The sequence below is a fragment of the Peptoniphilus faecalis genome (assembly GCF_012976305.1).
Taxonomy (GTDB): Bacteria; Bacillota; Clostridia; order Tissierellales; family Peptoniphilaceae; genus Peptoniphilus_A; species Peptoniphilus_A faecalis.
Genome location: NZ_JABDSR010000008.1, coordinates 26,375 through 47,753 on the forward strand (window position 1 = coordinate 26,375; position 21,379 = coordinate 47,753).

Consider the following 21,379-nt stretch of genomic DNA (forward strand, 5'->3'; position numbering starts at 1 on the left):
ATAGCCTAGAAAATCATTTTACAGTAGATTTATAAAAATGTCAAGAAGGTGATATATTGAAAACAAAGGATATTGTATTAAGAGAATTAGAAAAAAACAGAGCAAATTATATTTCTGGTCAAGAGTTGGCAGAAAAATTAAATATTTCAAGAACGGCAATTTGGAAGGCAATAAATAGCTTAAAGGAAAGCGGATTTCAAATTGAAGCTCAAACAAAACTTGGCTACAAACTTTTAGAAACAGACGATAAATTATCTGAAGAAGGAATAAGAAAGGGACTTCGTGAAGAATTAAAGGACATTGACATAATTGTATTTGATGAAATTGATTCAACTAATACCGAAGCAAAGCGAAGGCTATATTCTAGAGAGGTCAAGGATTTTACTGTAATTGTATCTGATATGCAAAGGGGAGGACGTGGAAGAACGGGCAAAACTTTTAAATCGCCAAAGGGAAGCGGAGTTTACTTTAGCATAATTTTACATCCAAAGGAATTTTTTGATTTTTCTTTTTTTGATTTAATCACAGTGAAGGCGGCAGTTTCCGTTCTTCAAGGTATAAAAGAGTCTACGGGGAAAGAACCTCAAATAAAATGGGTCAACGATTTATTTTTAAAGGGCAAAAAGATTTGTGGAATTTTATCAGAACTTGATGCAGACTTTGAATCGAGGAGCGTGAAGTCTGTAATTGTTGGCATTGGGATAAATGTCAACAAACCAGAGGACGATAGTTTCAAAGAATTAAAGGACATTGCAGGCTATATTGAAACTGATACCATAAGAAATGAAATTTTATCTAGCATCTTAAATGCCTTTTATGAAAATAATTATAGAAAAAAAGACCACGAAATTATAGACTATTACAAAAAACATTCACTAGTAATTGGAAGGGAACTTTCCTTTGAATTAAATGGCAAAAAATATTCGGCAAAGGGGATCGACATAAACGAAAAGGGCAATTTAATAGTGGATACTGGAGAAGAAAAGATCACCCTTTCAAGTGGCGAAGTTTCCATTAAGGGAGATTTTTATGAAAAGGGCTAACTTTTAAATGATTATAAATTATAGTATAATTAAAGGAAGTTGAGGAAAATATGAAGAGCCCTTTAAAAAATGAAATCAATAAAATTAAAGATGTAATCTCTTTTGGAATGCCCGCTCACAAAGGCAAGAACTTTTTTGATTTGGATATAAAAAGTGATTTGACTGAGATATTAGACACAGACAATCTCCTAAATCCAAGGGGAGCAATAAAGGACTTGCACTTAGAGATAAAAAAAATATTTGGCTCAAAAGAATCCTTTATGATTACAAATGGATCTACGGGAGCACTTCACATTGCAATTTCCATGGCTACATCCTCGGGCGACAAAATTTTAATACAGAGAAACGCACACAAGTCCATTTACAACGCCCTTCTTTTAAATGACTTAGACCCAATTTACTTAAATACAATTTACGATGAAAATCGTGCCATGTATTTTGGCATAGACCAAGAAGAACTAAAATATAAAATCAAAAAAAATAATATAAAAGCTTGCGTACTAGTAAGCCCAAATTATTTTGGCGGAATTTTAAAATTAAAGGAAATCGTAAAAATTTTGCATGACAATGACATTGCAGTGATTGTCGATGAAGCCCATGGAGCACATTTATATTTTTCAGACTTAAAAAAATATTCAGCAATAGAAGCAGGTGCCGACTTAGTTATAAATTCAACGCATAAGATGATACCTTCGCTTACGCAGACTGCATTAATTCACAGAGGGACAAATAGATTTTCTCACGATGAACTTTTAAAATATATAAATATTTATAATAGCACATCGCCCTCCTATTTATTTATGCTTTCCATTGAAGCGGGGTTAAAATACATGGACGAAGTTGGACGATTTGAGTTAAAAAATAGAATAGAAGATATTGAGAGCCTAAAAAGAGAAATAAATTATAACTTAGATTTAAGCCACGACTCTATAATAGCACTAGATCCAATGAAATTTATATTTAGAATTGGCAACATGAGTGGCGAAGAAGTCCTAAAGGACTTTTTAAAAAACAAAAACATTAGGCTTGAAATGGGCGATTTATACTATGCTCTTGCCCTAATTTCTCCAATAAATTCTAAAGCTGAAATAGAAAAATTAAAAGATGTAATTTTAAGTTACAAAAACAATGAATACAAGGAGATTTCGCCCTTAAAAATTGAAATCCCAAAAAGAAAAATGATGCCAAAAAAAGCTTTTTTAGCAAGGGGCGAATACCTTTCATATAAGGATGCAAAGGGCAGAATTTCCAAAGAGATAATAGCAGCCTATCCACCAGGAGTACCCCTAGTGAGTTTTGGCGAGATTATTGACGATAAAATTATAGAAAGTATAGATAGGTTTTTAAATGAAGGAATTGAAATAATAGGACTTCACGAAGATAAAATTGAGGTAGTTAAATGAGTGCATTTATTACATTTGAAGGACCAGACGGGTCTGGAAAATCAACAATTTGCAATTTAATTTATGAAGAACTTTTAAAGAAGAAAGTAAATACAATAAAGACAAGAGAACCCGGTGGCACGAGAATTTCTGAAAAAATAAGAGAAATTATCTTAGACGAAGATTTAAGGGAAATGGACATGAGGACAGAAGCACTTTTATACTCTGCATCACGAGCCCAGCATACTTACGAAAAAATAATTCCCGCTTTAGAAAGGGGAATCACAGTTCTCTGTGAGAGATACGTACTCTCATCTCTTGCCTACCAAGGATATGCAAGGGGACAAAAAATAGAAGACATTTTAAGCATAAATAATTTTGCAACGGGAAGGATTAAACCCGACATTGTATTTATCTTTAGAAGCAGTGGCGTAACTCTTCACAGAAAAGATAAATCCTGCTATGACAGATTAGAGAGAGAACCTGACGAATTTCACAAAAAAGTTCGAGACTACTACAATAATTTAGAAAAAGAAGACAATTATTATTTTATAGATGTAAATAAAAGTATAGAAGAAGTTTTTTGCGACTGCATGAAAGTTCTAAAAGAGAGGATGGTTGTGTGAAACTTGTAATCGCAATAATTCAAGATGAAGATAGCGAAAATTTAATAAAAACTCTTAACGAGAATAATTTTAAAGTTACAAAAATAAGTTCCACTGGCGGATTTTTAAAATCGGGAAATGTTACAATCCTTTCAGGGATTGACGATGAAGACAAAGATAAGTTCATGAAAATTTTAGAAGAAAACTCAAAAACAAGAGAAGTAAAAAGAACTATCCAACCAATTAATATTCCTGGTCAAGCCATGATTCCAGTGCCAATAAGCGTAAAAGTTGGTGGAGCGACAATTTTTGTAGTTGAAGTATTTGATTTTAAAAAGTTTTAGGTGATATTATGAAAATGATAATAGCAATAGTGCAAGAAAAATACACAGATGCACTAATAGATAAATTTTTAGACGAAGATATATATGTTACAAGGTTAAGTTCAACAGGTGGTTTTTTCAAATCGGGCAATACCACACTTTTGTTAGGCTGCGAAGAAAGGGAACTAGATAGGATTTACGCAATTTTTAAGGAACTCACTGAACCCGAAGACATTCACATAAAGGAAGGGGACTTCAAAGTTTCTGGAGCCACAATATTTGTAGTTGACTTGGAAGACTCAAAGAGAATTTAATGTTTTTAGAAAACCCAGAAATAATAAATAGCTTAGAAAGAGATTTACAAAAGAAATCTTATAGCCACGCCTATCTTTTTTGCGGCTCAAAGGGAATAGGGAAATTTTCACATGCAAAAAATTTTGCAAGAGCAATCTTAAAGGACAATAGCGAAGCCCTCAGATTTTTTAGTGGAATAAATCAATACGAAGACTCCGACCTTTTCATAGTAAAGGGAGGAGGCATAATAAAAAAAGAAGAAATCGAAGAAATCATCGAAAACTCCTTCTCAAAACCCTATAACAGTAGCCACAAAGTTGTAATCATAGACGATTTTGACAAAGTAACAGTAGAAGGACAAAATGCACTTTTAAAAACCTTGGAAGAGCCAATGGATTACTTGATTTTAATATTAATTTCAAGCAACATGAAAAAAATTCTTCCCACAATTATTTCAAGATGCAGAATTTTAAAATTTGCAGATGTAACAAGAGATAGAATAGAAGACTTTTTGATTAAAAAAAATATTACAGAAAAAAATGCAAAACTTTTCTCACGACTTTCCAAGGGGAGTGTAAGCCTTGCCCTTAGATATTACGAAGATCCTGAACTTCTCTCCAAGAGAGAAGATGTAATAAAATTAATTGACAAAATTATAAGAAATACAGAATTTATTTTTGACGAAATAAAATTTTTCAAGGATAATAAAAATGAATTTGAAAATATTTTGAATTTTATGCTCACATGGTACATGGACTTAATATATATAAAAAGTGGCAGAGAAGAAAAAATTGCAAACATAGATAAAATAGACTTATTAAAATTAGAAGATGTCAATGTATCGCAAATAATAAAATCCTATGACGCAATTATAAATGCACTTAAACGCAATGAAAATAATATAAATTTTGACTTAAATGTAGAAACACTTTTAATGGAATTAGGGGGAATTAGATGATAGAAATAGCTGGAATTAGATTTAAAAGAACTGGCAAAATCTATTATTTTGATCCCATTGATATAGATTTAAAAATTGACGATTATGTAATAGTAGAAACTGTGCGTGGACTTGAATTTGGCACAGTAAAACTTTTAAAAAAAGTAGAAGAAGAAAGCATTAAGGGCGAGCTTAAACCAGTAATACGAATTGCAAATCAAGAAGACGAAAATATCAATGTGGAAAATAGAAATAAAGCAAAAGAAGCAATTATAATTTGCGAGCAAAAGGTAAAAGAACATGGACTTGATATGAAACTAATCTCCTGCGAATACACCTTTGACCGCTCAAAACTATTGTTTTATTTCACATCAGAGGGCAGAGTGGACTTTAGAGAATTAGTAAGGGATCTAGCCGCAATTTTTAAAACAAGAATTGAACTTAGACAAATTGGAGTTCGTGACCAAGCAAAATTCGTTGGTGGACTTGGATGCTGTGGCAGACCAACTTGTTGCTCCACATTTTTAAGCGAATTTTCACCAGTTTCAATAAAAATGGCAAAGGACCAAAATTTAAGCTTAAATCCCACAAAAATTTCTGGCATTTGTGGCAGGCTTATGTGTTGTCTAAAATACGAACAAGAGGGTTACGAATGTATTAACAAGAAAATGCCAAGAGCCGGCGAAATTGTAAAGACAAATAGAGGCAAGGCGACAGTAGTTTCAACTTACACAATACAAGAACTTGTAAAAGTCATGTATGAATTTGAAGAAGAAAAAGAGATAGCCTATTTAGAACTCGATGAAATAAAGCGAACTCGTGAGTTTAACAAAACTTTTATAGCTGAATCAATATCACTTAATGTCGAAGAATATGACGAGAGTGAACTTGTAGAATTAGAGAGGGATTAAGGATAAGTGAGAGCTTATCCTATTATTATGAAAATAAATAATTTTTTAATAAAAATATCAAACAAAATAAATAATTTTTTCAAAAAACATTTTGGAAGGGCGAGGGGATTTAACCTAATAGTATTGGCGATAATGTCTTTCTTTTCAGCAATGTTTTTTTATTACTACATAGAGGACTTCAATGTACCAAGGTTGCTAGCTCTTCTTATCTTTATAGCATTATTTTTTATAATTTACACCATAGCAGAAATTTTGCTAAAAATTATAATTATCTTGATAAAAAGAATTAGAGCCAAAAATCTAGCTCTTTATGCAATATTAATTTACGGAATAAAATATTTTTACGACCAATGCCTATACTATGTAGACCTAAAACACTTTGAAATAATATTCACACTAGGGACTTTTTTAACAATTCTGGCCTTTTCAAAGTCCCTAATTAGCTTAACAAAAAACAAAAAGAAAAAAGCACTACTATTTCTAATGCCTAGCACAATAATAATTCTTGCATCCCTTTACTTTATGTTTTTTCCGGGATTTGACAGCGGAGAAATATATGAAATAAAGGGCGAAAAAAATAAAATTGCATCAGAACCAGAAAAATACAAAGTAGAAGTAATAGATTATGAAGGCAAGCCCGTAAATTTACGTGACTTTGTAAATTATAGCGGCAACACAAAAAAAGTTAGAGATAAATTTTTTGGCAAAACTTTAAAAGAAACAGAAGTCAAGGGCAGAATTTATGCACCAAAGGATTTAAAGAGAGCACCACTTTTATTTGTCCTTCACGGCAATCACAGATTTACAACAAAAAATTATTTAGGCTACGATTATCTTGGTCATTACCTCGCACAAAGAGGTATTGCAGTAGTATCAGTGGACGAAAATATGTTAAATGGATTTTTAAAATTTGGACTTTCCAACGAAAATGACGCAAGAGCAGTCCTATTACTTGAAAACATAAAAAATATTTTGACGAGAAATAAAAGAGAAGATAGCATCCTCTACAATAGATTTGACCAAGAAAATATTGCATTACTTGGACATTCTCGTGGCGGAGAAGCAGCAGCAATAGCCTATAATTTTAACCAGCTCCATTTTCACCCTGACGATGGAAGCATTTCCCACAAATATAACTTTAACATCAAGGGAATAATAACAGTTTCGCCAACTTACGACCAATACGAACCATCAGACAAGAGCATAATCTTAAAGGATGTGGACTATCTCACAATTGGCGGCAGCAACGATGCTGACGTAGATGGCTTTGAAGGTATGTTACTCTACGACAATGTGTTTTTTTCGGGAGAAAAGGACAAATTTAAAGCAGCAATATATCTCGGCTATGGCAATCACGGCAACTTCAATTCACTTTGGGGCGACTACGACATAGACCCAGTTGAGGGATTTTTCTTAAATCGAAGAGAACTCTTAGACGGAGATGACCAAAGAGAAATTCTTTCAATATATACTCTAAACTTTTTAGAAAATGTCTTTGAACAAAGTTACAACAGAGAAATTTTTAGAGAAGGACCAAAGGATTACGGAGATTTGCCAAAAACAAATTACTACAATAGATACATGGACTCAACCTTTTTGAAAATCGCAGATTTTGAAGAAGACTATGACTTGACCACAACATCAATAAGGGGCGGAATAATAAATTTTGACAACTTAAAGGATATCTATGAACACAGCCACGAATATGGCGAAAGCAAATCCAATACAACGGCAGTTTTTTTAGAGGGCAAAGAAAAATCAACCTATGGAATAAGATTTACAGAAAAAATACCAACTGGAAAGTTTTTGCAATTTGACATAGAAAATTTAAACCTAATAGAGAATTCTGAGTCAATTGACATAGAAATTCAGGACACTTGGGGCAGCAGTGCCTTGCTAAACCTATCAAAATACAAAAATATTACACCAATGACAAAAGCCTTTATCTACAAGACAGATTATCTCACAGATGACTATCTAAAGAGATATAGCCCACAAACAGTATTAATCCCAATGGAAGATTTTAAAAAGCAAAATAGCAACATAAAATTAGATGAAATAAATAAAATAGAATTTCAAATTAAAGACAATACAAAAATATCAATAGATAACTTGGGTATTTCCAACTAATTGTTTAAAAAGGGAAAAGAAGGGTAATATAAAAGCATGAGTAATAGAGTTGAAACTAAAACAATATAAACATAGGAGGTTTTAATATGGGAAAACTATTAAAAAAATTAAACGAACAATACAATTTTGAAATATCTTCAGGATATATTTATTATTCAATGGCTAATTACATGAAGGACAAGGGCATGGACGGCTTTGCTCACTTCTTCAACAAACAAGCAGAAGAAGAATTTGAACACGCAGAAAAATTAAGACAATTCTTATTTGAAGTAGATGTAAGACCAGAACTTGAAAGCATAGAAAAACCTCAAGTAGAATTTGGAAGCTTCACAGAAACTTTCAAGACAGCCTATGAGCATGAACAAGAAGTAACAAGAAGAATCAATGAACTTGTAGACTTAGCAGCAGAAGAAAAGGACCACAGAGTAACATCACTCCTACAATGGTATGTCGACGAACAAGTTGAAGAAGAAGATAACTTTAGAGGAATTATCGAAAGACTTGAAAGAATTGGCGAAAGTTGGGCAGGACTATATATCTACGATGGAGAACTTGGCAGAAGATAATAATATAAATAATTTGAAATCAAAAGGTACCCTAGGGTATCTTTTTTTATTATTTTTATAGAGTATTTTATTAAAAATAAAGACAAAATATTTAAAAAAATCCTTAAAATTACCCCTTTACAAAAAAGAAATTGCAAAAAAGTAACCCTTTTGTTATAATTTTACTTACGGTCGAAGGACCCTTTTTATTATCGCTAAAAACAACTAAAGTAAAATCAATATTACATAAATATTTCAGAACAATATCACGCACTAAATTTATGTAATGTAATTGTAATTTTACAAAGGAAGTTTCTAGTGTATAATAGAAACATAAGAGGAACATGACAATTAAATAAAACCAAAAGTAAGGCGATATTTATTTGTCACCTCTGAGTCGAGATTGTTCAGTCTCGGCGACAAAAGTTTGAGACTTTTGTAGAATCTACAAAATTTTTAAGGAGGTCGAAAGACAAATGAACAAAAAAATTATTTCCTTAGTACTAGCACTAGTAATGGTACTAGGAACATTCACAAGTGTCTTCGCGGCTGAACCAACAAAGAAAGAAGAAGCTAAAAAACCAGAAGCTTCTGAAAAAGTTGAAAAAGTAGTTGGAAAAGATAATAAAATCCAATACGTTATCGACAAAAAACTTGTTGAAGGCTACGAAGATGGAAGCTACGGACTTGATAAAAACATCAAGAGATCCGAAATTACAAGATTACTTGTACTAGCTAATGGTAATGAAGAACTATCTAAAAAACTTCAAGGTTCAATGAAAATCTACTCTGACGTAGATGCTAAACACTGGGCTAACGGAGTTATCACAGTAGGTACAACAGTTCCTTCTGATGCTAACGGAATCGCTATGCTAGCAGGATATCCAGATGGATCTTTCAAACCTGAAAACGACGTAACTTATGCTGAATTAGCAAAAATGTTAGTAGTTCTTGCTAAAAAAGATTTAACTGCTGACATGGTTAAAAATGCAGTTTGGGCATCTTCTTGGATGACTTGGGCAGCTGAACTTGGAATTCTTGACGATGTAACAATCACTGATTCTAACAAAGCAGCTAACAGAGCAGATGCATTCACAATGGTTTACAATGCTCTTTACAAAATGCAAGAATTCAAGAGAGTACCTGCTAACGAAACTAGAGGTATCATCTCTAACTTAACTAAAGATGTACTTCAACTTAACCAAGATTCTAAAATGGAATACAAGGTTACAGCTGATACAGTATTTGTAACTGGAAAAGATGCAAAAAGACAACAAATTGTTAAATTAAGCGATATTAACTACAAGTTAGATAATTATTATCTAGGATCACTAGTAAGAATTATTACTAATGACAAAAACGAAGTAACTCACATTATTGAACTTGGTAACCCAGCAGAACTTGCTATAAACAATAACCCAGCAGAAGTTAAACGTGATAACTCTGTATGGAGAGGTGTTGCTGATAACACTGTAGAAACATTATATCTTGGTAAAACAAGAGACATAAAAAATGATAATTACCAAGGAAAAATCAAAAATAATGATGCTTATGCAACTATCCAATTCAAAAACAATGATGTAGATGCAAAAACTATTACATTTAACAATGTATACGATAAGAACGAAACTAAAGACTTAGTTCTTAAGATCAACGACAAAACTGAATTTTATGTAGCTAACCCTGGTAACAATATCATGAAGAAAGTTGCTAATGTAAACGAAGCACTTTCTCTTATCGGATTTAAAAACTATCATAACTACAAGATAGTTGACGTATATGCTGGATTTGATACTGACGGACTTGACAGAAACTGGAAAGCTATCAAATATGATGATGCTAATAGAAATACTGCAAAAGTTGTAGTATTTAACCTTGTAAATAAGTCATTTGAAGGCGAAAAATTCAGAGTAATTGAATCTTCAGGATCTAATTATAGTACAACTCTTGAAAAAACTGACGGTACATTAGTTGACAGAAACAATGTAAGAGATACTTCAAGCTTCCCACTAAACTATGGTGATAAACTTGATGTTATTGAACTTGACGATGTAAGAGCAGGATCTAACTACAAAACTTTAATTGATCACTCTTCATCTGATTACCCAATCGTTAAGATTACAAAAGTTGACTCTGATAAGAAATTCATCGAAATTGAAGACAAGAATGGTGAAAGATCAATTCTTGATATTAGAGATGCTGACATCTTCTCTGCTAAGAGATATGGTAAACTTGAAGTTGGTAATACTATCCAATTTAAAGTAGAAAACAAAAACAGCAATGAAGCTAAAATTATTTCACTTCTTGGTGATTTCAAACTTAGAGATTCTATCGTAGGAATTCTTCCAACAGCTGACAAAACTCAAAGAGTTGGAGAACTTGTAAGAGTTGAAAAAGTAAATGGTGTATGGCACATGGTTGTAAGAGTAGATTACAACTTATTTGATGAAGCTGACAGAAGCGGATATGCAACTTATATCATTTCAGACACAAATGCAGAAGCTCTTAAGGATCTTGCAGGAAAGAAAATTGCTTTCAAAGTATTTGAAAGAAATAACAATGGTCTATTCTATGCAAGTGATATTGTATTAAATGACAATCAAACTCCAGTAACAGCTAAAAAAGTTGAAACTATTAAAGATGAAATCAGAAAGCTTGATGCAAAATATCCAAATCAAGAAGCAGTTAATAAAGATTTTGAAAATGCAAAGAAAGCAGTAGAAAATATTCAAAAAATGATTGACGATCTTAAGTTTGAAGATAAAACTGAATGGGCAAAGGTTGACCCAAGTTATAGTGAAGCTTTAAATGCTGTTAAGGGATATGTTCAAACAAAAGAAAATGCTATTAAAGCCGAATATACAGAACAAATTACAAAAGTTAAAGAAGCAGCTGATAAAAAACTAGCTGAAGTTAAGGTAGCAAAAGATACTTTAACTCAAGAAACAGCAGTAGCTAAAGTAACAGAATTAGTTAAAGCAGAACTTAAAGATGGAGTAACTGCAAAATATGAAGTAACAAGCTTTTCTAATGAAACAAAGCAAGCAAAAATCAAAGTTACTTTTGAAAAAGCTCCAGCAGAAGCTCAAACTACAGAGGTTACAGTAACTGAAGAAGCTTAATTAGCCTAACTAATTAAAAAGAAAAAACTCGAGGGAAACCTCGGGTTTTCTTTTTTTACATATTTTGCTCTTTTACTTTTTTCATTTTTGTAAAAATTAATAATTTTATTTTTACTTAATATTATCTTCAATAATCTTTTTAAAATTTGTTTTGTCCATTTCACCACTTGCAACTTTCAAACCTATCTCAATCAGATCTTCATTAGTTAAGTTATGTTTTACTTCATTTATTTCTAATAAATACAATAAAATCATTATTCCAATTCTCTTATTTCCATCTATAAAACAGTGATTTTTTATAAGAGAATAAGAAATTTGTATTATTTTATCTAATATGTTTGGATATAATTCTTCTCCGTCAAAGGTTTGAAATACACTTTCTATTGATGAATTTAATAAATTCATTTCTCTAATGCCATAAGAACCCCCATATCTTTTAATTAATTTTTCTTGGATTTTTATAACTTCTTTTACACTTATATACCTCATTTTGCTAATTCCTTAAAGGCAAAATCATACTTATCCATAATTTTTTCAGAAACTTTTTCTGTGTCTATAAAATTTTTCTCTTTCTCATTTAGCGATAAATTTAAGGGCAGTCTTTGTTCTCTTATAGCTTGTTTTATAAACATATTTATTGCCGAAGATGTATTTATCCCAATTTCTGCAACTAATTTGTTAAAGGACTCTTTATCTTTATCGTCAATGCTTATTGTTAAATTAACTTTGCTCATTTCATCACCTCTCAATGTAATTATATAAGTATTACACATTATTTTCAATATTTTACACATTTAATTAACATAAATCCTTTGCATGTACCTGTCTTTATCTTTTTGAAAAAATTTTTTTATTCTATTATCTCTATTCCAACAAAAATTTTTTTAGTAAAAAACGGGGAAAATTAAAAAAAAGTTTAAATATTCGTTTGACAAAGTGTAAGAAAAGAATTATAATTACATCATAGATTAAATAGGAGGGAGCTATGATGAATGATTATAAAGATTTTAATAGAGTTTTGAGGTCTGCCCTTGTGGGTGAAGAGAGGTCAAAGGTGAAGCTTCTTGATATGCTCGATCCTCTAATTAGATCTTCTATTAAAAGGTATTGTCCAGTGTTTAATGAGTTTGAGGATCTTTATTCTGATGGGAGGGCAATTGTGCTTTCTTGCATCGAAAGTTTTGACAACAAGAGATCTTTTTTAAGATATGTAGAGTCCTATCTCAGATATTATTATCTCGACACTTATAAATATCTTTTGAAGGTGAATAGCGATGTCCACGAGGGTGTTACATATGATGAGGAAGAGAGTTTAAATATTTTCGATTCTATTGATGCTGGTGTGGATATTGAGGGCGACTATTTGGAGGGTGAGAGGCTTGGAATTTTGAAGAAAGCTATGGATTCTCTTACTCCAAGGCAGGAGACTGTGGTTAGGCTTTTTTTCTACGAGGGATTTGGTCTTTCTGAGATTGCAAATTTTCTAGGTATTTCTAAATGGACTGTGATAAATCTCAAGAGAAATGCTATTAATAATATGCGTAATTTTATTTCTTGTTATTATAAGTAGGGATATTTTAGTTTTATTAGGATTATATTCTAGGAGGTGAATTATGTTAATTGAAAAGCGACTTATTAGTTTTAATTATTCTAAGAGAAGGGGCATGGTAAAGCCTATCTATATTGTGGTGCACGATACTGGTAATGTCAACGCTGGTGCTGATGCCATGGCTCATTATAGGTATTTTAATGGTGGCAATAGAAAGGCCTCTGCTCATTATTTTGTGGACGACAAGAGGATTGTGGAAACTGTGGAGACTACTAATGCTTCGTGGCATTGTGGCGATGGCTATGGCAAGTACGGCATCACTAATTCTAATTCCATTGGTGTGGAAATCTGCGTGAATAGTGACGGCAATTATGAGAAAGCTCTTGAGAATGCACGCATTGTCATTAGGTTTCTCATGGCTTTTTATAATATTCCTGTGGCGAGAGTGGTAAGGCATTTTGATGCTTCCCACAAGATTTGTCCTCGTTCTATGAGTGATAATAATTGGAAAAAGTGGTGGGAATTCAAGGAAAGTTTGTAGTTTAAAATTTTTTATTTTTGTCATAGCAACTTTTGACTATTTTTTCTATATATATAGTAGGAGGTGAAAATAATGGCAGTTGGAGTTAGTGAAAAGAAAGCAATGTTAAAGACTGTTACTACTAAGACTAATGATGACGGTAGTATGAAGAAGAGAAGTGTTACTATTAGAAATATTAATGCTGATGCTGCTAATGAGGTTCTTTATGATTTATCTAAGGGTATTGGCAATTTAGTTGATGGTGCATTTGCTTCTGCTTCTAAGGTTACTGAAGAAGTTTTTGAAGAGCAAGTATAATTTTATTTATTGAGAAAGGAGAAGGTCAATGAAAAGTACAAATACACTAAGAATTGCTTTTGCTGATGAAGGTGGCAATCCTTACAATCTTTCTATTTTAAATCCTAAAGCTGAGGTTACAAGAGAGGAAGCAAAGAAGGTTGGAGATGTTATCACTAATAATGATCTCATCAATGGCAAGCAAGGTTTTGTGAAAACTTTCAATGGTGCTACTATGATTACTAGAACTGAAAGAGATCTTTAATTATGGAAGATCTATTGACTAGTATTTCAAATATTGGTTTTCCCATTGCTATTTCTTGTTACCTTTTAGTTAGGTTAGAGAAAAAAATGGAGGAACTAAGGGAAGTTATTGTGAAGTTAAGTAATGCTATTGAAAAGTTTAGCAAGTAATGCTATTTAATTTAATTGATTTATTTAATTAAATTTTTACATAGGCGAAAGCCTTATTTTTTTGTGCAAATATAAGGCTTTTTTATTTAGTTTCTAATTAATAGATGGTCGCCAACTAGTGCTACTTTAAAGGTTTTGTAAAAGTCGGGGTCAAAAAATATTTTATAGCAGTTTTCGTCCTTGGTTTTTGCTATAAAATTTTTATAAATTATTTTTATATTTTCTTTTTTTAGTCCAAAGCATATTGCGAGGAGAAATTCTTCTTCTGTATCTCCACAGGATTTTAAGAGTTTATTTTCTATTTTTTCTAGTTCTCTAAATTTTTCATTGCCAAGTTCAGTCATTTTGGAAAAGCTCGTTATTAATGTTGCGTAAAAAAATAGTGATAGAATTATGCTTGCAATTCCAAAAAAGTTTTTATTATAGACTGTGATAATTCCAAGGAAAAATAGTAGGGAAAAGATGACAAAGGAAAGTAGAATTTTGAAGGTTTTCTTTTCTCTTGTAAAAAGTTTTTTTGCAATCATTTCATCTTCTAAAAAGCAAATAAAGTCGTTAAATTTTTTGTTGTAATCGTCTGGTTCTCTTCTCCTTACTTTGTCGAGGGTTCTCGTTGAGATTTCATCCTTGCCAAAGGATATAAGTATGTCAAAAAGTTTTTTTTCTGCAATATCAAGGGCAGGAAAGTTTATATTTTTAAGTTTAAATTCTACTTTTTCTTCGTTTTTTTTATTTTTGTAAAAATTTTTTTCGATTTCTAAATTTCCATTTTCATAGGCTTTTAGTATCATTGCGATAATTGTGTTGTAAATAAAATTAGGTCCTTTGTAGAGGTAGCCCTTCTCGTAAAATTTTAAGTCGATGTTTTTGTTTTCTGGGACTTTGGCTTTTTTCTTCATGAGGAGATAGCTCATGATAAAGGATAAAATTATTAGTAAGGTATTTGTTAGTAAAAAGTATGTGCTTGATAAATTTATTTTAAAATCCATGTAATCACCTATTTATATTATATACAAAAAAAATATTTTGGGTATAATAAATGTAATGGAGGGATATAATGTACGATATTATTATAATTGGCGGAGGTCCAGCAGGTTTATCTGCGGGTCTTTATGCAGCGAGAAGTAAAAAGAAAACTTTAATTATAGAAAAGGGAATCGAAGGCGGTCAAATAGCTGAAACTACTAATGTGGAAAATTATCCCGGCATTGATTCTATTACTGGTGTTGAACTTGGAAAGAAAATGGCAGACCAAGCTAAAAAGTTTGGTGCAAAAATTGTCATGGATGAAGTTGTAGATATTGAGTTAGAAGGCGAAGTTAAAAAGATTAAGGGTTACATCGATACTTATGAAGCGAAGGCAATTATTATTGCGACAGGTGCTTCTCCACGAGAAATTGGTGCACCTGGTGAAAAAGAATACAAGGGACGTGGTGTAAGCTATTGTTCTACTTGTGATGCTGCTTTTTATGAAGATGAAACTGTTTATGTAGTTGGTGGAGGGGACTCTGCTATTCAAGAGGCACTTTTTATTGCTAATTTTGCAAAAAAAGTTTACATCATTCACAGAAGGGATGAACTTAGAGCGACAAAGGCTCTTCAAGAAAAGGCATTTAATAATGATAAAATTGATTTTATTTGGAATTCAACTGTTAAGGAAATCAAGGGCGACAAAATTGTCGAGGAAATGATTTTAAAGGATACTAAAACTGGTGAAGAAAGGTCAATTAAGTCTGATGACCCCTTTGGAATTTTTGTGTTTATAGGATATATTCCTAAGACTGAAATGTTTAAGGGAAAGCTTGAAATCACTGATGATGGCTACATTAAGACTGACGATGAGATGAGGACAAATGTGAAGGGAGTTTTTGCGGCAGGCGACATTAGAGAGAAAAGCGTTCGACAAGTTGTAAATGCTGCGGGCGACGGTGCTGTTGCCGCTATGAATGCTCAAAAATACATTGACGAAGAAGAAGGAAACTTATACGAAGGTTTTAAAGAAAATAAATAATAGAAAAAACATTGGTTGAATTCAATCAATGTTTTTTTTATGCAATGCTTTACAATTTTTATTTTTTAATTTTTTATTTCAAAAATTTTTTTATAATACATCAAAAAAATGTAATTTAATAAATTTGTGCTATTTACTTGATATTAATTTTATAAGTATTATAATAGATTGTGAACTTTTTAACCAAGATAGGATATTATGGAAAAAATACAAGAAATTTGCAAAAACTTTTATAAAACTAAAAATATTTCCTTTGATGATTTTTCTTTTTTGATGAATTTAAAGGATGAAGATGCAGAAGAGCTTTACGCCTTTGCGAGAAATTTGGCAGTAAAAAACTTTGGCAGGGAAATCTACATAAGAGGTCTAATAGAGATAAGCACTTATTGCAAAAATAATTGCTTTTATTGTGGCCTTAGAAATGCAAATAAAAATGCTACGAGAATTAGATTGTCCAAGGAAGAAATTTTAAATTTGGCACAGCATTCTGTTTCTCTTGGCATTAAGACCATTGTCATGCAAGGTGGCGAGGATGATTTTTATACTCTTAGCTATCTAAAGAAAATTATTGGAGAAATCAAGGACAGGTTTGGAGATGTTGCAATTACTCTTTCCCTTGGAGAGAGAGATTTTTGCGATTTTGAAGAACTCAAGGACATGGGTGCTGATAGGTATCTTCTTCGTCACGAAACTTTTTCTAAAAGTCATTATGAAAAACTGCATCCAAAGTCCATGAGTTTTGAAAATAGGATTAACTCTATTTTTAAATTAAAGGAACTGGGATTTCAAACGGGTTGTGGAATGATGATTGGTTCGCCCTTTCAAATTTTAGAAAATTTATATGACGACTTAAATTTTATTTTAAAGTTAAAACCTCAAATGGTTGGTCTTGGGCCTTTCATACCACAGCAGGACACTCCCTTTAGAAATTATGAGAGGGGAAAGATTTCCGATGTTTTAAAAATGCTCGCTATTATTAGAATTTCAGATGAAAAATTGCTTTTGCCAGCTACTACTGCTCTTGGAAGCATTGATGATTTTGGAAGAGAAAAGGGAATACTAGCAGGGGCAAATGTCTTGATGCCAAATGTAGGTGCAGAAAAGCTCAGGAAAAATTATAAACTTTATGATAATAAAATTGGGACACAAGTTGAAAACTTTGATGATTTTAAAGGTTTAGAGGATAAATTAAAGAGGATTGGTTATAGGATCTCTTCCTCAAGGGGAGATTATAGGTAGAAAAGAAAGAAGGCAGAAATGTATAAGGTAGATTCAAGAGTTGCAGAAGAATTTATTAATCACGATGAGATTATGGACACTATTGCTTTTGCTGAAGAAAACAAAAACAATAGAGAGGTGCTTGAAAAAATTCTAGAGAAGGCAAAAAAGGAAAAGGGGTTAAGTCATAGAGAGGCGGCTGTCCTTCTTCTAAGTGAAGATGATGCTATACAAGATGAAATTTATAAATTGGCAAAGAAAATAAAGGAAGACCATTATGGCAATAGAATTGTACTTTTTGCGCCACTTTATCTTTCAAATTATTGCATAAATGGTTGCACTTATTGTCCCTACCACTCAAAAAATAAAAATATTAGAAGAAAAAAATTAACTCAAGAAGAGATAAGAAAAGAAGTAATTGCTCTTCAAGACATGGGACACAAAAGACTTGCCATTGAACTTGGAGAAGACCCTGTGAACAATCCAATAGAATATGTTTTAGATTCTATAAAAACTATTTATTCTATTAAGCATAAAAATGGTCAAATAAGAAGAGTCAATGTCAATATTGCAGCGACTACTGTGGAAAACTATAAGAAGCTTAAGGATGCTGGAATTGGAACTTATATTTTGTTCCAAGAAACTTACAACAAAAAATCCTACGAAGAGCTGCACCCAACGGGGCCTAAACACAATTACGATTATCATACTGAGGCAATGGATAGAGCTATGGAAGCTGGCATAGACGATGTTGGCATGGGAGTTTTATTTGGGCTTGAAACTTATAAATATGAACTCGTGGGACTTTTAATGCATGCGGAACATTTGGAAGCGACTTTTGGAGTGGGACCTCATACTATTTCTGTGCCGAGGATACAACCAGCTGACGACATCGACCCTCATGAATTTAAAAATCAACTTTCCGATGATATTTTTGAAAAAATAGTTGCACTTATAAGGGTTTCCGTTCCCTACACTGGAATGATTATATCTACAAGAGAGTCAAAAAGGGTAAGGGAGCGTGTGCTTCAACTAGGGGTAAGTCAAATCTCTGGCGGTTCAAAAACTTCTGTTGGTGGTTATGTTGAAGAGGAAAAAGAAGAGGATAATTCACAACAATTTGATGTTTCCGACAATAGAACTTTGGAGGAGGTTATAGACTGGTTAATTGAACTTGGTTACATTCCAAGTTTTTGTACAGCTTGTTATAGAGAGGGAAGGACTGGCGACAGATTTATGAAACTTTGCAAGTCAGGTCAAATTTTAAATTGTTGTCAGCCTAATGCTCTTATGACTTTAAAGGAATATATGCTAGATTACGGAAATGAAAGGACTAAAGGGCTTAGCGAGAAGTTAATCGAGGAAGAGCTTAAAAAAATTCCCAATGAAGTTGTGAAGAAAAGGGCGACAGAATACATCAATGAAATGGAAACTGTGGGAAAGAGAGATTTTAGATTTTAATGGAGCTTAACAAAACTAATTCTGGAAATAGAATTCACATTGGTTTTTTTGGGAAAGTAAATGCGGGGAAGAGTTCTGTAATAAATGCCTTTGCAAATAGAGATATATCTATTGTGTCAAATAAAGAGGGAACTACAACTGATCCTGTGTACAAATCTATGGAAATAAAATCTTTAGGACCTTGTCTTTTAATGGACACAGCTGGCATAACTGATACAACGGAGCTTGGAGAAAAAAGGCTAAAGAGGACTGAAGAGGTAATTTTAAAGACTGATATAGCAGTTGTGGTAGTGGCTGATACCGATAATTCAAGGGAAAAAGAGCTGATAAAAAAATTTAAGGACACCCCCGTTATTATATTGATAAATAAAATTGATATTTTGCGTGAGGGTGAAGTTAAAAAAATTAGAGAAAATTTTAGGGGTTTTCCCGTGGTGGAAGTTTCTGCAACTGCGAAAATTGGCTTTGATATATTTTTAGAAGAACTTTTAAAATTCAAACCAAAAAAAGAAGAAAAACTTTTTGATGGAAGGGTGAAGGAAAAAGATTTAGTACTACTTGTAATTCCTCAGGATATTGCAGCACCAAAAAATAGATTGATTTTGCCACAAGTGCAATCAATTCGTGAACTTTTGGACAGAAATGCAATTGTAATGATGGTAAAGCTAGAGGAACTTCCCGATGTACTTTTAATTTTAAATAAAAAACCGGACTTAATCATTGCTGATTCTTCCGTTTTCTTGGAAGTTTATGAAAAGAAACCTGAGGATGTAAAACTCACTTCATTTTCAGTTTTATTTGCAAAGTTAAAGGGCGACATTGAGGAGTATTTAAGGGGAGTAGAAGCCCTTAAAGCTTTAGATGAAAATTCAAAAATTTTAATCGCCGAATGTTGCACTCATGCTCCAGCAGAAGAAGATATTGGAAGGATAAAAATACCAAATATGATTCGTAAAAAAGTTGGAGAAAATTTAAAAGTTGATGTAAGTAGCGGATCGGCTTTCCCTGAAAATATTTCAGATTATGATTTGATTATTCAGTGCGGCGGCTGTATGTTAAATGCGAAAAATATAAGAAATAGGATAAAAATTGCAAAAGAAAAAAGTATTCCCATCACAAATTATGGCATTGCCATTGCATATTTTAAGGGGATACTTGAAAAAATAGATTATTGATTTAGGAAAAGTTAAAGTAATGTATTGTTCCGTGGTTTTATCTTTGCTCTGGCTCTGCTATAATGCCAGAGTTTTTTTGTTGGCAAATTTTTATTTATTTTGCTTTTAATAAAAACTTTTGCTTTCTTAACTTTAACACGATAATATATTGACAAAATATTTTATATATTATAAAATGTTTTCACAAATAAATAACAACTGCTTCATTTTGCATGAGCTATTACAGTAGCTCAAGAAACAATTTGAGACCCAGTAAATAAATAACTTTTATTTTGCTGGGTCTTTTTATTTAGAAGTATAATTTTTTAAATTTAAGATGAAAATTTAGAAGGAGGTAAAAATGAAAATAACGAAAGTAAAATTGGGGATTTTATCAGTACCACTACGAGTACCCTTTAAGACAGCACTAAGATCTGTAAATAGTGTTGAAGACATAATAGTGGAGATACATACAGATACTGGGGAAGTAGGATATGGAGAAGCACCTCCAACAGGAGCAGTAACAGGCGAAACACAAGATTCAATTATTGGTGCTTTTAAAGATCACATAATAAAAGCAATAGTTGGAAGAGATGTAGATGATTTTGAAAATTTGATGAAAGATTTAAATTCATGCATAGTAAAAAACACAAGTGCAAAAGCAGCTTGTGACATGGCACTTTGGGATTTATATGGACAACTTTATAAAATACCAGTTTATAAATTAATGGGTGGATCAAGAAATAAAATAGTAACAGACATAACAATTTCTGTAAACGATCCCGAAGAAATGGCAAGAGATGCTATAGATGCAGTAAAAAGGAAGTATGATACTTTAAAAGTAAAAGTGGGGATAGATTCAACACTTGATGTAAAAAGACTTGAAGCCATAAGAAAAGCAGTTGGACCAAATGTTAGAATAAGAATTGATGCAAATCAAGCATGGAAGCCTAAAGAAGCAGTTAGAATTTTAGACTCAATGCAAGAAAAACAACTAGATATAGAATTAGTAGAACAACCAGTAAAGGCACATGATTATGAAGGATTAAAATATGTAACAGATCACTCAATAGTGCCAGTATTGGCAGATGAAAGCGTATTTTCACCAGAAGACGCAATGACAATACTAAATATGAAGGCAGCAGATTTAATAAACATAAAATTGATGAAGTGCGGAGGACTCTACAATGCGTTAAAAATAATTAGCATAGCAGAACTTTGCGGAATAGAATGCATGATAGGATGTATGTTAGAAGCAAAAATATCAGTGAATGCAGCGGTTCATCTAGCATGTGCAAAACAGATAATAACAAAGATAGACTTGGATGGACCAGTGCTTTGTTCGGAAGATCCAATAGAAGGCGGAGCAATTTTCAATGAAAAAGAAATCACAGTTTCAAAGGACATTGGACTAGGAATAAAATCTGTAAAGGGTATAAAGTATTTAGATATTTAAAATGTTT

At 32.1% G+C, this 21,379-nt stretch carries 23 protein-coding genes; 20 read left to right on the plus strand and 3 right to left on the minus strand.

Annotation, left to right across the window (positions count from 1 at the left end; genetic code table 11):
- Positions 1-56: 56 nt before the first annotated feature.
- From HKO22_RS06575 to HKO22_RS06620, 10 genes are all read left to right on the plus strand, one after another.
- Positions 57-1,043: a biotin--[acetyl-CoA-carboxylase] ligase gene (locus HKO22_RS06575; protein WP_169969397.1), complete on the plus strand. Its 987-nt coding sequence runs from the start codon at positions 57-59 to the stop codon at positions 1,041-1,043.
- 50 nt (positions 1,044-1,093) lie between these two features.
- Positions 1,094-2,446 (plus strand): aminotransferase class I/II-fold pyridoxal phosphate-dependent enzyme, encoded by a 1,353-nt coding sequence (locus tag HKO22_RS06580; RefSeq protein WP_169969399.1) that lies wholly within the window; start codon positions 1,094-1,096, stop codon positions 2,444-2,446.
- Positions 2,443-3,051: a dTMP kinase gene (gene tmk, locus HKO22_RS06585; RefSeq protein WP_075659417.1), complete on the plus strand. Its 609-nt coding sequence runs from the start codon at positions 2,443-2,445 to the stop codon at positions 3,049-3,051. Before HKO22_RS06580 ends, tmk begins: the two co-directional genes overlap by 4 nt.
- Positions 3,048-3,374 carry a cyclic-di-AMP receptor gene (locus HKO22_RS06590; RefSeq protein ID WP_075659416.1) on the plus strand — a complete coding sequence of 109 codons (327 nt, stop codon included), beginning with the start codon at positions 3,048-3,050 and terminating at the stop codon, positions 3,372-3,374. Before tmk ends, HKO22_RS06590 begins: the two co-directional genes overlap by 4 nt.
- A gap of 8 nt (positions 3,375-3,382) precedes the next feature.
- Positions 3,383-3,667 carry a cyclic-di-AMP receptor gene (locus HKO22_RS06595; protein ID WP_169969401.1) on the plus strand — a complete coding sequence of 95 codons (285 nt, stop codon included), beginning with the start codon at positions 3,383-3,385 and terminating at the stop codon, positions 3,665-3,667.
- The gene (locus HKO22_RS06600) at positions 3,667-4,605 is read left to right on the plus strand and encodes a DNA polymerase III subunit (protein ID WP_169969403.1); all 939 of its coding nucleotides are present in this window, start codon (positions 3,667-3,669) and stop codon (positions 4,603-4,605) included. Before HKO22_RS06595 ends, HKO22_RS06600 begins: the two co-directional genes overlap by 1 nt.
- Positions 4,602-5,495 carry a PSP1 domain-containing protein gene (locus tag HKO22_RS06605; RefSeq protein ID WP_169969405.1) on the plus strand — a complete coding sequence of 298 codons (894 nt, stop codon included), beginning with the start codon at positions 4,602-4,604 and terminating at the stop codon, positions 5,493-5,495. Before HKO22_RS06600 ends, HKO22_RS06605 begins: the two co-directional genes overlap by 4 nt.
- A 27-nt stretch (positions 5,496-5,522) precedes the next feature.
- Positions 5,523-7,625, plus strand: coding sequence for an alpha/beta hydrolase family protein (locus tag HKO22_RS06610; RefSeq protein ID WP_169969407.1), 2,103 nt, complete (start codon positions 5,523-5,525; stop codon positions 7,623-7,625).
- A gap of 86 nt (positions 7,626-7,711) precedes the next feature.
- On the plus strand, positions 7,712-8,191 hold the full coding sequence (locus HKO22_RS06615; protein WP_169969409.1) for a ferritin: 480 nt from the start codon (positions 7,712-7,714) through the stop codon (positions 8,189-8,191).
- A gap of 455 nt (positions 8,192-8,646) precedes the next feature.
- Positions 8,647-11,292: an S-layer homology domain-containing protein gene (locus HKO22_RS06620; protein WP_169969411.1), complete on the plus strand. Its 2,646-nt coding sequence runs from the start codon at positions 8,647-8,649 to the stop codon at positions 11,290-11,292.
- Between the two features lie 111 nt (positions 11,293-11,403).
- Here HKO22_RS06620 and HKO22_RS06625 read toward each other — a convergent pair whose 3' ends face one another.
- Positions 11,404-11,781, minus strand: coding sequence for a type II toxin-antitoxin system death-on-curing family toxin (locus HKO22_RS06625; RefSeq protein WP_169969413.1), 378 nt, complete (start codon positions 11,779-11,781; stop codon positions 11,404-11,406).
- The gene (locus HKO22_RS06630) at positions 11,778-12,026 is read right to left on the minus strand and encodes a type II toxin-antitoxin system RelB/DinJ family antitoxin (RefSeq protein WP_075659409.1); all 249 of its coding nucleotides are present in this window, start codon (positions 12,024-12,026) and stop codon (positions 11,778-11,780) included. The genes HKO22_RS06625 and HKO22_RS06630 overlap by 4 nt, the downstream gene beginning before the upstream one ends.
- Positions 12,027-12,277: 251 nt before the next feature.
- Between HKO22_RS06630 and HKO22_RS06635 the strand changes: the two genes are divergently transcribed.
- The 5 genes from HKO22_RS06635 to HKO22_RS06655 all read left to right on the plus strand — a co-directional run bounded on the left by HKO22_RS06635 (position 12,278) and on the right by HKO22_RS06655 (position 14,072).
- The gene (locus HKO22_RS06635) at positions 12,278-12,862 is read left to right on the plus strand and encodes a sigma-70 family RNA polymerase sigma factor (protein WP_075659408.1); all 585 of its coding nucleotides are present in this window, start codon (positions 12,278-12,280) and stop codon (positions 12,860-12,862) included.
- A gap of 43 nt (positions 12,863-12,905) precedes the next feature.
- Complete coding sequence (locus HKO22_RS06640) at positions 12,906-13,382, plus strand: peptidoglycan recognition protein family protein (protein WP_169969415.1); 477 nt, start codon at positions 12,906-12,908, stop codon at positions 13,380-13,382.
- Positions 13,383-13,454: 72 nt separating this feature from the next.
- Complete coding sequence (locus HKO22_RS06645; RefSeq protein ID WP_169969417.1) at positions 13,455-13,679, plus strand: DUF1659 domain-containing protein; 225 nt, start codon at positions 13,455-13,457, stop codon at positions 13,677-13,679.
- A gap of 28 nt (positions 13,680-13,707) precedes the next feature.
- Positions 13,708-13,923 (plus strand): DUF2922 family protein, encoded by a 216-nt coding sequence (locus HKO22_RS06650; RefSeq protein WP_075659406.1) that lies wholly within the window; start codon positions 13,708-13,710, stop codon positions 13,921-13,923.
- Between the two features lie 14 nt (positions 13,924-13,937).
- Entirely contained in the window at positions 13,938-14,072 is a 135-nt protein-coding gene (locus HKO22_RS06655; RefSeq protein WP_407947281.1) for a YvrJ family protein, read from the plus strand.
- A gap of 86 nt (positions 14,073-14,158) precedes the next feature.
- Here the strand turns inward: HKO22_RS06655 and HKO22_RS06660 are convergent, their stop codons facing one another.
- Positions 14,159-15,061, minus strand: coding sequence for a DUF2207 family protein (locus HKO22_RS06660; protein ID WP_169969419.1), 903 nt, complete (start codon positions 15,059-15,061; stop codon positions 14,159-14,161).
- 68 nt (positions 15,062-15,129) lie between these two features.
- Between HKO22_RS06660 and trxB the strand changes: the two genes are divergently transcribed.
- The 5 genes from trxB to HKO22_RS06685 all read left to right on the plus strand — a co-directional run bounded on the left by trxB (position 15,130) and on the right by HKO22_RS06685 (position 21,372).
- Positions 15,130-16,083: a thioredoxin-disulfide reductase gene (gene trxB / locus HKO22_RS06665; protein ID WP_169969421.1), complete on the plus strand. Its 954-nt coding sequence runs from the start codon at positions 15,130-15,132 to the stop codon at positions 16,081-16,083.
- A gap of 198 nt (positions 16,084-16,281) precedes the next feature.
- Complete coding sequence (hydE, locus tag HKO22_RS06670; protein ID WP_169969423.1) at positions 16,282-17,322, plus strand: [FeFe] hydrogenase H-cluster radical SAM maturase HydE; 1,041 nt, start codon at positions 16,282-16,284, stop codon at positions 17,320-17,322.
- Positions 17,323-17,340: 18 nt separating this feature from the next.
- Complete coding sequence (gene hydG / locus HKO22_RS06675) at positions 17,341-18,762, plus strand: [FeFe] hydrogenase H-cluster radical SAM maturase HydG (protein ID WP_169969425.1); 1,422 nt, start codon at positions 17,341-17,343, stop codon at positions 18,760-18,762.
- Positions 18,762-19,937 (plus strand): [FeFe] hydrogenase H-cluster maturation GTPase HydF, encoded by a 1,176-nt coding sequence (gene hydF / locus HKO22_RS06680; protein ID WP_169969427.1) that lies wholly within the window; start codon positions 18,762-18,764, stop codon positions 19,935-19,937. The genes hydG and hydF overlap by 1 nt, the downstream gene beginning before the upstream one ends.
- Before the next feature lie 340 nt (positions 19,938-20,277).
- Positions 20,278-21,372, plus strand: coding sequence for a dipeptide epimerase (locus tag HKO22_RS06685; RefSeq protein ID WP_075659399.1), 1,095 nt, complete (start codon positions 20,278-20,280; stop codon positions 21,370-21,372).
- The last annotated feature ends 7 nt before the right edge of the window (positions 21,373-21,379 follow it).

Excerpts from the sequence above, each read along its gene's own strand:
- trxB (WP_169969421.1), top strand. The coding sequence starts at position 15,130 with ATGTACGATATTATTATAATTGGCGGAGGTCCAGCAGGTTTATCTGCG.
- hydF (WP_169969427.1), top strand. The coding sequence starts at position 18,762 with ATGGAGCTTAACAAAACTAATTCTGGAAATAGAATTCACATTGGTTTT.
- HKO22_RS06660 (WP_169969419.1), bottom strand. The coding sequence starts at position 15,061 with ATGGATTTTAAAATAAATTTATCAAGCACATACTTTTTACTAACAAAT.
- HKO22_RS06615 (WP_169969409.1), top strand. The coding sequence starts at position 7,712 with ATGGGAAAACTATTAAAAAAATTAAACGAACAATACAATTTTGAAATA.
- HKO22_RS06610 (WP_169969407.1), top strand. The coding sequence starts at position 5,523 with ATGAAAATAAATAATTTTTTAATAAAAATATCAAACAAAATAAATAAT.
- HKO22_RS06600 (WP_169969403.1), top strand. The coding sequence starts at position 3,667 with ATGTTTTTAGAAAACCCAGAAATAATAAATAGCTTAGAAAGAGATTTA.
- HKO22_RS06605 (WP_169969405.1), top strand. The coding sequence starts at position 4,602 with ATGATAGAAATAGCTGGAATTAGATTTAAAAGAACTGGCAAAATCTAT.
- HKO22_RS06580 (WP_169969399.1), top strand. The coding sequence starts at position 1,094 with ATGAAGAGCCCTTTAAAAAATGAAATCAATAAAATTAAAGATGTAATC.
- HKO22_RS06685 (WP_075659399.1), top strand. The coding sequence starts at position 20,278 with ATGAAAATAACGAAAGTAAAATTGGGGATTTTATCAGTACCACTACGA.
- HKO22_RS06625 (WP_169969413.1), bottom strand. The coding sequence starts at position 11,781 with ATGAGGTATATAAGTGTAAAAGAAGTTATAAAAATCCAAGAAAAATTA.
- tmk (WP_075659417.1), top strand. The coding sequence starts at position 2,443 with ATGAGTGCATTTATTACATTTGAAGGACCAGACGGGTCTGGAAAATCA.
- HKO22_RS06640 (WP_169969415.1), top strand. The coding sequence starts at position 12,906 with ATGTTAATTGAAAAGCGACTTATTAGTTTTAATTATTCTAAGAGAAGG.
- HKO22_RS06595 (WP_169969401.1), top strand. The coding sequence starts at position 3,383 with ATGAAAATGATAATAGCAATAGTGCAAGAAAAATACACAGATGCACTA.
- HKO22_RS06620 (WP_169969411.1), top strand. The coding sequence starts at position 8,647 with ATGAACAAAAAAATTATTTCCTTAGTACTAGCACTAGTAATGGTACTA.
- HKO22_RS06630 (WP_075659409.1), bottom strand. The coding sequence starts at position 12,026 with ATGAGCAAAGTTAATTTAACAATAAGCATTGACGATAAAGATAAAGAG.
- hydG (WP_169969425.1), top strand. The coding sequence starts at position 17,341 with ATGTATAAGGTAGATTCAAGAGTTGCAGAAGAATTTATTAATCACGAT.
- HKO22_RS06635 (WP_075659408.1), top strand. The coding sequence starts at position 12,278 with ATGATGAATGATTATAAAGATTTTAATAGAGTTTTGAGGTCTGCCCTT.
- hydE (WP_169969423.1), top strand. The coding sequence starts at position 16,282 with ATGGAAAAAATACAAGAAATTTGCAAAAACTTTTATAAAACTAAAAAT.
- HKO22_RS06645 (WP_169969417.1), top strand. The coding sequence starts at position 13,455 with ATGGCAGTTGGAGTTAGTGAAAAGAAAGCAATGTTAAAGACTGTTACT.
- HKO22_RS06650 (WP_075659406.1), top strand. The coding sequence starts at position 13,708 with ATGAAAAGTACAAATACACTAAGAATTGCTTTTGCTGATGAAGGTGGC.